The organism is Streptococcus oralis, from assembly GCF_026782085.1.
Lineage (GTDB): Bacteria > Bacillota > Bacilli > Lactobacillales > Streptococcaceae > Streptococcus > Streptococcus oralis_DA.
Genome location: NZ_JAKUVW010000004.1, coordinates 178,955 through 192,504, shown reverse-complemented (window position 1 = coordinate 192,504; position 13,550 = coordinate 178,955). Strand labels below are relative to the sequence as shown.

Sequence of the window (13,550 nt, the reverse complement as noted above, 5' to 3'; positions counted from 1 at the left end):
TATTAAATCAAGCCTTCTAAGAGACCCTTCATAAAGTTTTCTGAGTTAAATTCCCCAATATCATCGATTTTTTCACCGAAACCGATCAATTTTACAGGGATATTGAGTTCTTCGCGGATAGCCAGAACAACACCACCTCGGGCAGTTCCATCAATTTTTGTCAAAACAATTCCTGTCAATGGAGTTATCTTAGAAAATTCTTTAGCTTGTACCAAAGCATTTTGTCCAGTTGAAGCATCAAGTGCCAGGAAGGTTTCATGTGGTGCTTCTGGAAGCACACGTTTGATAATACGACCAATCTTCTCCAACTCGGCCATAAGGTTGTCCTTGTTTTGCAGACGGCCTGCTGTATCAATCATGAGAATATCAATCCCTTCAGCTACAGCACGTTGCATCCCATCAAAGACCACGCTTGCTGGATCAGCCTTTTCAGCTCCCGTCACAACCGGAACATCCACACGACGGCCCCACTCTGCTAGCTGGGCAACAGCTCCAGCACGGAAAGTATCTGCCGCAACCAACATGACCTTCTTGCCAGCTTGCTTGTAACGATGAGCTAATTTTCCGATAGAAGTTGTTTTCCCAACACCATTGACACCAACAAAGAGCATGACGGTCAAACAATCTTGGAAGTGGATACTTTCATCGTAGTTGCCATCCTTCTCATAGAGTTCAACCAATTTCTCGATAATGACACGACGAAGTGCGTCTGGCTTCTTAGCGTTTTCGAGTTTAGCTTCATAGCGTAGTTCTTCTGTTAAGTTGGAAGCGACTTGCACACCGACGTCACTCATGATGAGCAGTTCTTCCAATTCCTCGAAGAATTCTTCATCGACTGAACGGAAGTTGGCAAAGAAGGCATTCAAACGAGCACCGAATCCTGTACGGGTTTTCTTTAGACTGCGGTCATATTTTTCCTGCACGGTTTCTTCAACCTGAGGAAGTTCTTCTTCTACGTCTTCATCCCCTAGCTCTTCTCCAGTTTCTAGAGATTCTTGGCTCTCTTCTTCGAAAAATTCTTCAAGCTCTTGGCCTTGCTCTGTCTCATTAGATTCTAACTCAACTTTTTCTTGAGCCATTTCCTCGACTGCTTCTGGTTCAATCACTTCTTCTGTTGAGACTTGAGGAAGTTCTTCTTGAGCAGGTGTTTTTTCCACTTTGTCTCTTGCTGTCTCTTCCTGAGCAGTTTCTTCGACTGCCGTTTGGTTTTCTTCAACCTCTTCTGACAAATCAAGATTTTCCAGAGCTTCTTTAACAATATCTTCGATTTTCGGCTCTTCTTTTTTCCCGAATAGACGGTCAAATAATCCCATATTCTAATTCTCCTTTAGCACGTATTCTTCGATAGCCCAGGCAACGGCTTCCTCGTCGTTGGTCATTGGGGTAATCACATTGGCAACTTCCTTAACCGCTGGAACAGCATTTTGCATGGCAACTCCTAGACCTGCCCACTCAATCATGGAAAGGTCATTGGCCTCGTCACCACAAGCCATGACTTGACTTTGATCGATTCCTAAGTGTTTAATTAATTTCGCTAAACCTGTTGCCTTGTGGACGTTTTTCGGCGACCATTCCAATAAGAGTTCACGCGATTTGAAGATTTCGTATTGGTCAAACAATTCTGGAGAAATCTGTTGAATCGCTGCATCCAAAGGTTCTTGGGCAAAAGCAGTCACGCATTTATTATACGTCATCTGACTAGATAGATCTTCAAAAGCGACAGGTACGAAAGTCAGGGCTGGGTTGAACTTAGCATAGAGACTTTCTTGGTCTGACTGGATTTGATAGACGGTTCCTTCTGAAATAGCATCTAACGGTAATCCGAGTTTTTCAGTTTCCTCGTACAAGCGTGCCACATCGTCGATTGAAAAGACGGTTTTATCGAGAATCTCCCCTGTATTTTTCTGTACTAGACCACCATTAAAGGTGATGGTGTACTCATCCTCCTGACCATCAGTCCCTAGCTCATGGAGAAAGAAATCCATAGCCTTCAGAGGACGTCCCGTTGTCAGAACGACCTTGATGCCACGATCACGCGCAGCTTTGAGGACCGCCTTAGTTCGATCTGTCAGCTTTTTATCCGTTGTCAGTAAGGTACCATCTAAATCAAGTGCAATCAATTTAATATCTACCATTACAAGCCCTCCATATAAGTCATCACTGACTGGTCCTTATGGTGGCCAATCACTGTTTCTGCTAATTCTAAAATCTCTGGTCGCGCATTTTCAGGAGCGACTGGGTGTCCCACAACCTGCATCATGTGAAGGTCATTGAGATTGTCGCCAAAAGCCATGACCTGATCCATGGTTAGAACAAGTTTTTTTGCCAGCTCAACAATAGCCACACCCTTATCAACGTAGTCCAAGACAATATCGATGGATTCAAAACCTGTTGTCATGGCTTTTACACCAGGAACGTTTTTGTTGACCCAGGCCTCTCCAGCTTCTATCGTATCTTCTGTGAAGTTCGTAGTGAATTTAAAAATCTCATCCTTAATAGCTTCCAGACGCGTTACTTTTTGAATGTTTTCATTGTAGTGACGGCTAAACTTGAGATAGGTCTCATCGACTGTATCCAATACATAACAAGCTTTTTTCCCCGTCAGCAACATTTTTCTTTCATCAAAATAGGGTGATTTCTTTAAAGCTTCAAAAGTGCTCAAGTAAAAATCCCGAGACATAGTAGCCTCATACATATCCTCACCATGAAACTCAACATAGCTCCCATTTTCAGCTATAAAAATCACTTCATCACACACATCCGCAAACAACTTTTTCAGGGACAAGATACCGCGACCTGAAGCCACTGCAAAATAAATCCCCTTTTCCTTGTAGGAAACAAGTACGTTTTTAAGGCGTTCCATATCAAACCGACCCTCTCCATCTAGAAAGGTTCCATCCATATCGGTTGCTACAAGTTTAATCATAAAATCCTTCATACTCCAATTGATAAATCTATCTTCTATTATACCATAGATAAGTTTAAAAAGTTCCAGTACAGCAGGAAAGCACTACTTTTTCGGAGAAACTTCAAAGGGCCTAAAAATTAGAATTGTAAAACTTTTTTCAGATAGTTTAAAAAGTTTGTATTCCCCTACCCTTTTCTCTATAATGGAGAGAAAGGAGATGACTATGACAGAAATAAAACATGAAATTGATGCTAACTTTGCAGGACGACTCAATATCCTACGCGCAGGTGTTCTGGGCGCCAATGATGGAATTATTTCCATCGCTGGAGTCGTTATCGGCGTTGCCAGTGCGACAAGCAATATCTGGATTATCTTTTTATCAGGTTTAGCGGCTATCCTCGCTGGTGCTTTCTCTATGGCCGGTGGCGAATATGTCTCTGTATCCACTCAGAAAGACACGGAAGAAGCCGCTGTTGCTAGAGAACAGTTGCTCTTGGATAAGGATATCGAATCTGCAAAACAATCCCTCTATGCTGCCTACCTTCAAAACGGTGAGTGTGAAACGTCAGCCCAACTCTTGACCAACAAGGCCTTTTTAAAAAATCCACTCAAAGCCTTGGTCGAAGAAAAGTATGGAATCGAGTATGAAGAGTTTACCAACCCTTGGCATGCTGCTATCTCTAGCTTTATTGCCTTTGTACTGGGAAGCCTTCCTCCTATGCTTTCAATCACCGTCTTTCCAAGTGACTATCGTATTCCTGCTACTGTTTTTATCGTGGCCCTTTCCCTTCTCGTCACCGGCTATACCAGTGCTAAACTAGGCAAGGCACCTACGAAAACTGCCATGATCCGCAACCTCTGTATCGGACTTCTCACCATGGGAGTAACCTTCCTCTTAGGACAACTCTTTAGTATCTAAGATAAAAGAAATACCTCGACCAGCATCGAGGTATCTTTTTTACATTTGCACAATCTTGCGATAGCTTCTTGAGGTAATCATAAAAATTAAAACATAGACGATGAGGAAGATAGCACAGATGGACAGAGTGACTGTCAACATCATGGTCGCATCTAGGACCCCAATGACTTTTAGGATGAGACTAAGCATATGATAGGCAAAGGCAAGGTGTAGGAAGGCAAAGAGCAATGGGAGGAAGAAAACAGTTAGGACCTGTTTATTAATGGTTTGCTTGATTTGCTTTTGATCGAGACCGACCTTTTGCAAAATGATAAAGCGTTCACGGTCTTCATAGCCTTCAGAGATTTGTTTGTAGTAGATGATGAGAACTGTTCCCACCATAAAGATGATGGAGAGGAAGATACCGATAAAGAAGGTCCCACCAAAGAAAGCACTCATCTGCGCACTACTATCAGCCAGATTGCTTCCGTAAATAAAGCTTCCTTCTTTGCTTGATTCTCTATTAAAATCATCAAGGAATTTTGAATAGTCATCTGCAAGTTTGAGTTGCTCTTCCTCACTAGCTGTTACATTCATACCACCATAGTATTGATTAAAAATGGAAGAATTAGGATGCTGGTCAAGAAAGGCTTTCAAGTCAGGAACAACCAGATAGTTATAGTCCGAAGTTAGAATATTGTACTGATTTGGGACATGTTCAAGAATAAAATCTTTTTTGATTTCTTCCTTTATTGTATAGGTCTGGTCATTTAGAGTCAGTTCTTTCTGTCCTTGAAGTTCTTTGTTCTTAGTAAACAATCCAACTTCCTTTCCTGAAAGTGCAAGTTTTTGGCCCGTCATATTCTCATAGTCTTTTTGGTCAAAGACCATAAAAATAGTTTTCGGTTGAACACGATTTTGACCTTTCTCAAAGATTGTCAATTTCGTACCTTCTTGGTTTGCTACACCAAAGCTACTGTATGTAAGGACTTCTTTCTTTGTGACAGTCAATCCTTTATCGCTAGCATACTGGTCTAGGAGTTTATTTATGTCTTCTTTTTCAACATTCTGCCCTGTAATTCCAAAATCATGTGGATTCATGACTTTCTTGAAAGTTTCAGAGCCTTTAAAGATACTCGTTGCAGCAGACATAGTCACCAAGACCATGGTTGAGAGAATAGCAATCGTCGCTAGACCAACAGCATTTTTCTTCATACGAAAAATGAGATTGGATACGGAAATCATGTTGTTGGGTTGGTAATAGTAACGCTTGTTTTTCTTCAAGATTTGTAGGAAAACTGTGATTCCTGCATTGAAGAGAAGATAAGTTCCCAAAATTACCAACAAGACTGCTACAAAGAAAATCAGAACAGCAGAAAGTGGATTTTCAACTGTTACTGCTAGGTAGTAGCCAGCTCCCATACTAATCAAACCTAGTATAGTTTGAAGACCTAAGAAACGTCCTTTTTTCTCACCACTGGCCTTCTCACGAGAGAGCTGAAGGGCATTCATGCGTGCGATGCGAAAGGCATTGATAAAAATTAGACCTAGGAAGATAGCTCCAAAGACGATGAGAACTAGGATGAAGACAATTGGTTGGAAAGTCGAAACGAGCTCCACTTTCATTTTCATCAGCTTCAGAAGAAGGGCAAAGATTAGCTTATCAAAGAGAGCTCCTAGACCGAGACCAGCTGTCAAGGTTAAGGAACCAAAAATAAGAAGCTCCTTAAAAACCATACTGATCAAATGGCGCTTTTCAAGCCCCAGCATACCATATACACCTAGCTCCTTGGAGCGGTTCTTCATAACAAAACTATTGGCATAAAAGACAATAATTCCAGAAGCGATGGTAACAACCACCATACCTAGAGCAAGGGTCATAGAGATAGTTTCTCCCCCTCGGATCTTGCCAATGTTAGGATTAAGTGACAGTGAGTAAAAGAGATAGGTGATGGTCACTGCTAAGAGAACAGCAAGGGCAAAGGGATAGTAGAGTTTGCGGTTTTTAATCAAATTAGATACCGCTAACTTATTGGTTAATCGGAACATACTAATTCACCTCGCTTGCCATAACAGTCAAAGTATCAGAGATTTCTTGGAACATTTGACGCTCTGTCTTGTCTCCACGGTAGATTTGGTTGTAAAGAATGCCGTCCTTGATAAAGAGAACGCGCTTGGCCCTGCTGGCTGCTGCCGTTGAGTGAGTTACCATGAGAATGGTTTGACCGCGTTCATTGATTTCATCAAATACATCGAGTAAAGCTGCAGATGACTTGGAGTCAAGGGCTCCTGTTGGCTCATCCGCAAGGAGAATTTCAGGCTCGGTAATGATGGCGCGTGCTACTGCTACCCGCTGTTTTTGACCACCTGAAATCTCGTAAGGATACTTCTCTTGCAATTGGTTGATGCCCAAATTTTCAGCTGTTACCACCAATTTCTTCATCATCTCCGTGATGGGTTTTCGTGATAAAACTAGCGGAAGCAAGATATTGTCCTTAACAGATAAGGTATCTAGCAAGTTAAAGTCTTGGAAGACAAATCCTAACTTCTCACGACGGAAGCTGGAAGCCCGTGAGTTTTTAATAGTTGCTGTATCTACTCCGTTCAAGTAAACTTGACCACGAGTTGGTTTATCCAGCATAGCTAGGATGTTGAGCAGAGTTGACTTTCCTGAACCAGACTCCCCCATGATGGCAACATAGTCACCCTTCTCTACGGTAAAGTGAATATCTTTGAGGGCTTCTACTTGGTTGCCTTGAAAACGAGTTTTATAGATTTTTTGAACGTGTTTTACATCTAAAAGTGTCATGATTTTCTCCTTCTTAATATCCCATCATTTGAAACTGTGCTTGCATCATAGCGCATCCCAGTTGAACACGCTCGATATCTTTTTGACTTGGTTTTCTTGTTTTCTTTTGTAAAATTCTTTTCATGGTTTTGCTCCTTTGTTCTTTATGAGTCTAGTTTATCGCAAAAAAAGGTAGTCTGCCATAACCTAACCTTACAAAAGAGACTTTAATCTTACATTTTTGTAAGATTGAAGAATATCAAGCAATTTCGCTATCAATATTTTACCATAAAAGAAAGTCAAGAAGAAAACCCTTGCGGATACAAGGGGTCTACTGTAAATATTCTATATGATAGCAAAGTTGTTTACTTTTCTATACCTCACCAAAACCGTCCATCATTTTCATCAATGGCCTCGGCTTCCTTGCGTTTGCGTGGTCCTGTTCCGTACATTTCTGCTTCGATTTCTTCCTTAGTTGGCAGGATAGAGGCTAGGATAATGTAAATAATCACGCCAATCCCAAAATTTGATATGGTAAAAATGGCAAAGAGAAAGCGGACTAGAGTTACATCAAAATTCCACTTGTCTGATAGACCAGCTAAAACTCCCGATACCATGCTGTTTCGTTTCATTTTATAAAATTTTGTATTCATGATTATTTCCTCTTTCGGTATTCTTACAAGTAGTATAGCATGAAACGAAACCAAGAACATCAGTCCTTAGGCCGATTTAAAATGACGAGTTTGCCACGGCAGACGCCACAGCGATAGCGTTTTGTGTCGATTCTTCTCTTACGCTGATAACTTTGCTGGCAAGATTGGCACTGATAGACTAGGTAACTACTTTGGGCTCTCAAAGGGGGAACAAAGCGTAGTCCATCCACTTCTTTCAAAAGTTCCTTAAAATCTCGGTCCTTATGGCGATATCCCTTTTTCTGAAAATAAAGGTGATAGTGACAGAGTTCATGGCGCACAATCTTGCGAAAGACTTCCAAACCTAGTTCATTATAAACCTTGGGATTAAAATCCAAATGCCCATCCTTGGGGAAAAATCGTCCACCTGTCGTTCGCAGACGAGAATTCCACTGGGCTTGGTGTGTGAAAGGTCTACCAAAGTCTTCGAGGGAAACGGACTGAACGTACTCAGTTAGATTCATCTGGAGCGAGGAGCGACAGATTGACTTTTTCACGTTCAGTATCAATTTTTTTAACCCAAACCGTTACCAAATCTCCAACAGACACCACTTGACTAGGATGTTTGATAAATTTGCGACTCATGTGAGAAATATGAATGAGGCCGTCTTCGTGAATCCCGATATCAACGAATGCACCGAAGTCAACGACATTACGCACCACACCTTCTAGCTTCTGGCCGACTTTTAAGTCTTTGATATCCAGTACATCTTGACGGAGTACAGGTGCATCAAAAGAATCACGGAAATCTCGACCTGGTTTGAGAAGGTCGGAAATGATATCTTTAAGCGTTTCTGGTCCAAGATCCAGTTCTTGCGCCATCTCCTTGACTGATAGGGACTTAAGCTTATTTTTTGCTTCTTCATTCAAGTCCTTGATATCCAAGCGTTTGAAGAGCTCCTTAACCGCAGCATAGTTTTCTGGGTGAACTCCCGTATTATCAAGGATATTGCTACTTTCCGGGATACGGAGGAAACCTGCAGCTTGCTCAAAGGCTTTGGCACCTAGACGAGGAACCTTTTTGATTTGTGCGCGCGAAGTGATTTTTCCTTCTTCCTCACGATATTTGACAATATTTTCAGAGATAGTTTTATTGAGTCCAGCTACGTGGGAGAGAAGTGCTGGGCTGGCTGTATTGACATTGACGCCAACCTGGTTAACCACGGTATCAACTACAAAGTCCAGACTTTCAGATAGTTTCTTCTGACTGACATCGTGCTGGTACTGGCCGACACCGATTGACTTAGGATCGATTTTGACCAATTCGGCAAGCGGATCTTGCAAACGTCGAGCGATAGAGATAGCAGAGCGTTTTTCAACAGTTAATTCTGGAAACTCCTGACGAGCAAGTTCGCTGGCAGAGTAGACAGAAGCGCCACTTTCATTGACGATAACATAGCTGACTTCTGGAAAATCTTTAAGAACTTCCGCCACAAAGGCTTCACTTTCACGACTGGCAGTTCCATTTCCGATAGCAATAATTTCTACACTGTATTGACCAATCAAGTCTGCCAAGTCTCGCTTGGCTTCTTCGATTTGACGAGCTGATGCTGGTTTGACAGGATAAATAACCTGTGTCGTCAGCATTTTTCCAGTTGCATCAACAACGGCTAGCTTGGCACCTGTACGAAAGGCAGGGTCAAATCCAAGAACCACGCGCCCTTTCAGCGGAGCAACCAAGAGAAGATTGCGCAGGTTATCAGAAAAGAGTTGGATAGCCCCTTCTTCCGCTTTCTCAGTTAATTCTGTCCGAATGCGTCGCTCAATAGCAGGCAAGACCTTTTTCTTAACTGACTGTTGAACAACTTCATCTATATAGGCATTTTTCACCTTGAAACGAGCAGCAAAGAAAGATAAGATACGGTCCGTCGCATGTTCAAAGCCAACCTTCAAAATACCTAATTTTTCCCCACGATTGAGGGCCAAGGTACGATAACCCTGCATGTTGCAAACTGTCTCTGAAAAATCATAATAAATCTGGAAAACTTGTTTTTCATCAAGACTTTCATCCTTGACTTGCGAAGTGATTTTAGAGTGTCTCAACACTTCCTGATAGGTCATAGCACGTAGATTGACATCTTCAGATAGGGCTTCTACCAAGATATCAACCGCACCAGCCAAAGCTTCTTGACCAGTAGCAAATCCTTCACAGACAAAGTTCTCAGCTTCTTTCTCTAAGCCAGTTACATTTTGCAAAATCAAGCGAGCAAGAGGAAAGAGTCCAGCTTCACGGGCAATGGTTGCCTTGGTACGACGTTTCTCCTTATAAGGAAGGTAGAGTTCTTCTACGTCTGCTAATTTTTCAGCTGCCAAAATAGCTGCTTCCAATTCCTTGGTTAGTTTGCCTTGTTCTTGAATCTTAGCTAAGACAGCTTCTTTACGGTCGTTGAGATTTGTCAGACTTTTATCCAAGTCGATAATGGCCTTAATCGCCACCTCATCCAGACTACCAGTCATGTCCTTTCGATAACGTGCGATGAAGGGAATTGTCGCCCCCTCAGCCGTCAAACTTAGAACGGTATCGATTTGCTTTAAGGTTACTCCCAAATCTTGGGAGATTTTTTCATATTTTTTATCCATAAATCTATTATACCATAAGGAACTGCTCTTGTTTTGCCTTACCTGTTTTTGCATCTTTGATTATCAAAATAATCCCTTTTCCACAAAATAATAGTATAATAGAGATAGAATATAGAAAAGAGGTAGGCCCATGGCTGTTAAATTTACAAAAACGGATGATTTGGACAAGATGTTTGAAGAATTCGCCAAACTTCCTGACTTAACACAAGTCACTTTCCCAGATGACAAAGACAAAAAAGAAAAAGTTGAGAAGAAAGAATAGATGACGATTTTCCAATCTCTTCCTCCTAGTGTATTACAAGCGGGAGCTATTTTTCTCTCCATCATGATTGAAGCCCTTCCCTTTGTCCTGATTGGGAGTCTGATTTCGGGGTTGATTGAGGTCTATATCACACCTGATAAAGTTTATGAGTTTCTTCCTCGCAATCGTTGGGGGAGGATCTTTTTTGGTACCTTCATTGGCTTTCTCTTTCCATCATGCGAGTGTGGAATCGTTCCGATTATCAATCGTTTTCTGGAAAAGAAAGTGCCCAGCTACACAGCGGTTCCTTTTCTGGTGACTGCTCCCATCATCAATCCTATCGTTCTTTTCGCTACATATTCTGCCTTTGGCAATTCAATAAAACTTGCCTTCTTGCGAGCGCTGGGAGCCATTATGATTGCTTTGGTGCTTGGGATTTTCTTAGGATTTTTCTGGAAGGAACCCATTCAAAAAGAGAATCCTATCACTTGTCATGAACATGACTTTTCACACTTGAGTCCCTCTAGAAAAGTGTTTCAGGTCTTTATACAAGCTATTGATGAGTTTTTCGATATGGGGCGTTACTTGGTCTTTGGCTGTCTCTTTGCGTCTATCGTGCAGGTCTATGTCCCGACTCGGATCTTGACCTCTATCAGCGCAAGTCCAGTCCTTGCGATTCTCTTGCTCATGTTTCTAGCCTTTCTCCTCTCTCTTTGTAGCGAGGCGGACGCCTTTATCGGTGCTTCTCTCCTCTCGAGCTTCGGCCTAGCGCCAGTCCTTGCTTTTCTGGTCATTGGCCCCATGCTTGATATCAAAAATCTCCTCATGATGAAACACTATCTAAAAGCACGCTTCATCTGGCAATTCATGGGCATCGTGACAGTGCTTGTCTTGCTTTATTCTTACATGTTGGGGGTGATGCTATGATCCGATTTATCATTCTACTAGGTTATTTTGCTCTGACCCTTTATCTGCAGCTATCTGGCAAGCTCAGTCACTACATCAACCTCCACTATTCCTATCTAGTCTATATTTCTATGCTCCTTTCTTTTCTATTGGCTCTGGTCCAATTCTATATCTGGATCAAGAAAATCAATTCTCACAGCCATTTAGAAAGTCGTCGAGCTAGACGAATCAGCTTCTTTTTACTGTCACTACCTCTGTTGATTGGGGTTGCCTTTCCTACCGTAAGTTTGGACTCGAGAACCGTGTCTGCTAAGGGATACCATTTCCCACTTGCTGAGGGAATCGACACAGCCATTCAGGCAAGCGAAGGAACATCCAGTCAATACCTCAAACCCGATACCAGCACCTATTTTTCCAAATCTGCTTATGAAAAGGAAATGAGGTCTACAGCTGATAAATACCTCTCCCGGCCAACCATTCAAGTTACTGATGAAAACTATATGGAAGTCATGGAAGTTCTCTATGACTATCCTCAGGAGTTTGAAGGAAAGAAAATCCAATTTACAGGCTTTGTTTATAACGATCCTAGCCATCCAGATAGCCAGTTCCTCTTTCGCTTTGGAATCATCCACTGTATAGCCGACTCTGGAGTATATGGACTCTTGACCAAGGGAAACTCACGTCAGTATCCTGACAATACCTGGATTACCGCTAGAGGAACCCTGACACTCCACTACCATAAAGAACTCAAACAAAAACTCCCAACACTGGAAGTTGAGAGTTTCACAAAAGTAGACAAACCAGAAAATCCTTATGTCTATCGCGTGTTTTAATAAAAAGTAGCCTTTACAGGCTACTTTTTATTATTTAGCAATTTTCTAACCTCTTGAGCACCAATCTGATCGCCTGCCTTTTCAAAAAGAGCGATAGCTTGTAAAAAATTTTCATGTGATTCTTCAGGATTTTGTATCGAACCAATCTCTCCTAAACCTCTATAAGCACAAGCTTGGGCAATCAAATCATCTGTTTGCAAAGCTTGTTTTAAGGACTGTTCCATATACATGAATGCTTCTGCTACTTTCCCTAGCTTTAATCGTAAATAACCTTGCTCATAATTGTTAACAGAAGATTTGAGGGTATCCTCTGTAAAAGCTTCTTCAATGACTTTTTGCTCTCTTTCGATATAGAAAAGTGCCGTTTGAAATTCATTCATTTCACGATAAACCATGGCTAACTGATGATAGCCTATATGTTCATTTTCTGGGTCACTTTTAGTTCGTGCTAAGTCAATGTAACGCTGATAGATACTTAAGCACTCGTTGTATTTTTGCTCTTCAAGATAAATATACCCCATCAAATTTAACAAACTAAAATCCGTGCAAGTTTCCAATGAAAAATCAGCTTCAACTAATTTTTTAGCCTCTTCAATCTTACCCTCAAACAATAAATCCCATGCTTGATTCATACATATCCTCCCGCTTCTTACGTTGTATAGAAAAAAATTGACAAATCGCTATCAGACTCGTATTTTTTCCAAGCTAAACTGAAGCCATAATAATCTTCAAATTCAGGGTGCCAGTCATAATAAAGTGGGACACGACTATACTTTCTCGCTACAACTTCGTCTTCAAATTCTGGAGACTCCCCTGCTGTAATACCAAATTGAAAGCCATTTAGTTCCCAAGTATTTCCCCAAACGTTTTCATCAGAGAGAACATCGATCCATCTAGAAGCATCAATATCAAAATCTGCACATAATTCCAGCTCATAGAATCTTCTACAGTTAATCTCTGAAGGCTTAATATAAAGGGCAACATCTACTTGGTACTTTGTATCTTTGACTTGAACCTGCGTAATTTTCATTGGAATTGGAACTCCATTTAATTCTAACCAGAAATAGCCTAAGGGAGTTTTGATACTATAATATTGCTGATTAGCAGGTTTAACATTTTTAGAGCAAGCATCAAGCATTCTTCCCAGCTTTATTATATTTCTACAAACGTTTTTCGAAGTGATTGGGTCGAAATGTGAATACCTACGAATGACACGTTTTAACTTTTCAACAGGAAAAGTGATATCCTTTGGTAGGGCATGATACTTCTGTACAACTAAAGCAGTTTTTTCAGTATTTTCCTTCCCGACTGGGACAATAACAGCGTGTCCTATATGGATATTTGGGTCATCACAGATATACGTATAGCCATTCCCTCCCTCCTGAAACTCAACCACAACAAGATTTAACTCTTGATCTGGATCAAAGAGAGGCTCTACCTTTTCTACTTCTTGGCGCTCATAAAAAGTAAAGTGATCTCCATCCCCGTCTTCGCCAAAAACCATGAAACTGCCACACTCAGGGCACTTCCACATATAAAATGACGCTTCAGAAATATCATCATAAGAAATTTTATTATGGTCGTCAGCTTTATTTATGATTTCTTCAAACAACTCATCCGAATAAACTGAATAAGCATTTGGATCGGGCGCTCGGTGGTCATTCATTGCTTGCCCACATTTACATGTCCATTTACCCATAAAAA

Annotated in this window: 14 protein-coding genes; 4 read left to right on the top strand and 10 right to left on the bottom strand. The window is 41.3% G+C overall.

Annotation, left to right across the window (positions count from 1 at the left end; genetic code table 11):
• Window positions 1–2 precede the first annotated feature (2 nt).
• Genes ftsY through MK395_RS03045 form a run of 3 tightly spaced genes read right to left on the bottom strand, consistent with a single transcriptional unit; the run spans window position 3 to window position 2,926 of the window.
• Window positions 3–1,313 carry a signal recognition particle-docking protein FtsY gene (gene ftsY, locus MK395_RS03055; RefSeq protein WP_268711250.1) on the bottom strand — a complete coding sequence of 437 codons (1,311 nt, stop codon included), beginning with the start codon at window positions 1,311–1,313 and terminating at the stop codon, window positions 3–5.
• Between the two features lie 3 nt (window positions 1,314–1,316).
• Window positions 1,317–2,135 carry a Cof-type HAD-IIB family hydrolase gene (locus MK395_RS03050; RefSeq protein ID WP_084945173.1) on the bottom strand — a complete coding sequence of 273 codons (819 nt, stop codon included), beginning with the start codon at window positions 2,133–2,135 and terminating at the stop codon, window positions 1,317–1,319.
• Window positions 2,135–2,926, bottom strand: a complete 792-nt coding sequence (locus MK395_RS03045; protein ID WP_002880674.1) for a Cof-type HAD-IIB family hydrolase — start codon at window positions 2,924–2,926, stop codon at window positions 2,135–2,137. Before MK395_RS03045 ends, MK395_RS03050 begins: the two co-directional genes overlap by 1 nt.
• A gap of 205 nt (window positions 2,927–3,131) precedes the next feature.
• On the opposite strand from MK395_RS03045, the gene MK395_RS03040 reads away from it, so the two are divergent.
• On the top strand, window positions 3,132–3,827 hold the full coding sequence (locus tag MK395_RS03040; protein ID WP_000136037.1) for a VIT1/CCC1 transporter family protein: 696 nt from the start codon (window positions 3,132–3,134) through the stop codon (window positions 3,825–3,827).
• 39 nt (window positions 3,828–3,866) lie between these two features.
• Here the strand turns inward: MK395_RS03040 and MK395_RS03035 are convergent, their stop codons facing one another.
• The 5 genes from MK395_RS03035 to MK395_RS03015 form a co-directional block, all read right to left on the bottom strand.
• A complete protein-coding gene (locus tag MK395_RS03035; protein ID WP_084880758.1) occupies window positions 3,867–5,855 on the bottom strand; it encodes an FtsX-like permease family protein in 1,989 nt (662 codons plus the stop codon).
• Between the two features lies 1 nt (window position 5,856).
• Entirely contained in the window at window positions 5,857–6,615 is a 759-nt protein-coding gene (locus tag MK395_RS03030) for an ABC transporter ATP-binding protein (protein WP_000173376.1), read from the bottom strand.
• 359 nt (window positions 6,616–6,974) lie between these two features.
• On the bottom strand, window positions 6,975–7,247 hold the full coding sequence (locus MK395_RS03025) for a PspC domain-containing protein (protein WP_125825988.1): 273 nt from the start codon (window positions 7,245–7,247) through the stop codon (window positions 6,975–6,977).
• 59 nt (window positions 7,248–7,306) lie between these two features.
• On the bottom strand, window positions 7,307–7,750 hold the full coding sequence (locus MK395_RS03020) for a SprT family protein (protein WP_268711249.1): 444 nt from the start codon (window positions 7,748–7,750) through the stop codon (window positions 7,307–7,309).
• On the bottom strand, window positions 7,737–9,866 hold the full coding sequence (locus MK395_RS03015; protein ID WP_268711248.1) for a Tex family protein: 2,130 nt from the start codon (window positions 9,864–9,866) through the stop codon (window positions 7,737–7,739). The genes MK395_RS03020 and MK395_RS03015 overlap by 14 nt, the downstream gene beginning before the upstream one ends.
• Window positions 9,867–9,996: 130 nt before the next feature.
• Here MK395_RS03015 and MK395_RS03010 point away from each other — a divergent pair, with 130 nt between their 5' ends.
• Genes MK395_RS03010 through MK395_RS03000 form a run of 3 tightly spaced genes read left to right on the top strand, consistent with a single transcriptional unit; the run spans window position 9,997 to window position 11,846 of the window.
• Window positions 9,997–10,128, top strand: coding sequence for an SPJ_0845 family protein (locus MK395_RS03010; protein ID WP_268711247.1), 132 nt, complete (start codon window positions 9,997–9,999; stop codon window positions 10,126–10,128).
• Window positions 10,129–11,034: a permease gene (locus MK395_RS03005; protein ID WP_268711246.1), complete on the top strand. Its 906-nt coding sequence runs from the start codon at window positions 10,129–10,131 to the stop codon at window positions 11,032–11,034.
• On the top strand, window positions 11,031–11,846 hold the full coding sequence (locus MK395_RS03000; RefSeq protein WP_216732808.1) for a TIGR03943 family putative permease subunit: 816 nt from the start codon (window positions 11,031–11,033) through the stop codon (window positions 11,844–11,846). The genes MK395_RS03005 and MK395_RS03000 overlap by 4 nt, the downstream gene beginning before the upstream one ends.
• A gap of 20 nt (window positions 11,847–11,866) precedes the next feature.
• Here the strand turns inward: MK395_RS03000 and MK395_RS02995 are convergent, their stop codons facing one another.
• The gene (locus tag MK395_RS02995) at window positions 11,867–12,478 is read right to left on the bottom strand and encodes a tetratricopeptide repeat protein (RefSeq protein WP_268711245.1); all 612 of its coding nucleotides are present in this window, start codon (window positions 12,476–12,478) and stop codon (window positions 11,867–11,869) included.
• A gap of 17 nt (window positions 12,479–12,495) precedes the next feature.
• The gene (locus MK395_RS02990; protein ID WP_049478178.1) at window positions 12,496–13,545 is read right to left on the bottom strand and encodes a hypothetical protein; all 1,050 of its coding nucleotides are present in this window, start codon (window positions 13,543–13,545) and stop codon (window positions 12,496–12,498) included.
• Between the last annotated feature and the right edge of the window lie 5 nt (window positions 13,546–13,550).